Origin of the sequence: Streptomyces scabichelini (assembly GCF_011045015.1) — a bacterium.
In the GTDB taxonomy this organism is placed as follows: Bacteria; Actinomycetota; Actinomycetes; order Streptomycetales; family Streptomycetaceae; genus Streptomyces; species Streptomyces scabichelini.
Window position 1 is genome coordinate 1 of the sequence record NZ_JAAKZY010000493.1, and the last position, 549, is coordinate 549.

Consider the following 549-nt stretch of genomic DNA (forward strand, 5'->3'; position numbering starts at 1 on the left):
CCAGTCGACGAACGGGGCCAGGGCCGTCTCGCACTCGTCGATCACGCGGGCGAACTCCGGCGAGGAGTCCAGCAGCCCGGCCGCCATGCCGACCCACTGCGAGCCCTGCCCCGGGAACACGAACACGGCTCGGGAAGGCACCACACCGTTCTCGCCGTCGATCTCGCGGGAGGCCAGGGCGTCCAGGCCGGCGAGCAGTCCGTCGCGTCCCTCCGTGCCGGGGACCACGGCCCTGGACTCGAAGGCGGAACGCCCGGCGGCAAGCGAGTACGCGACATCGGCCGGGCTCAGCTCGGGCCGTGCCCGCACGTACTCGGCCAGCCGGCCCGCGGCCTGGGCCAGCGCGTCCGCCGAACGCGCCGACACCATCCACGGCAGCGCTGTTCCGTCCAACGGTTCCTGCGGCGTGTCATCGGCAGATGGCTCGGTGGGAGCCTCGGAAGGGGTTTCGGCGGGGGCTTCGGCGAGGATGACGTGGGCGTTGGTGCCGCTGATGCCGAAGGACGACACACCGGCTCGTCGGGTCCTGTCGTCCGTGGCGGGCCACGG

1 protein-coding gene is annotated in these 549 nt (G+C 73.0%); it reads right to left on the reverse strand.

Annotated elements, in window-relative coordinates:
- A partial coding sequence (locus tag G5C60_RS50885) for a CurL C-terminal domain-containing protein (protein ID WP_165271133.1) occupies positions 1–549 on the reverse strand: 549 nt, incomplete at both ends.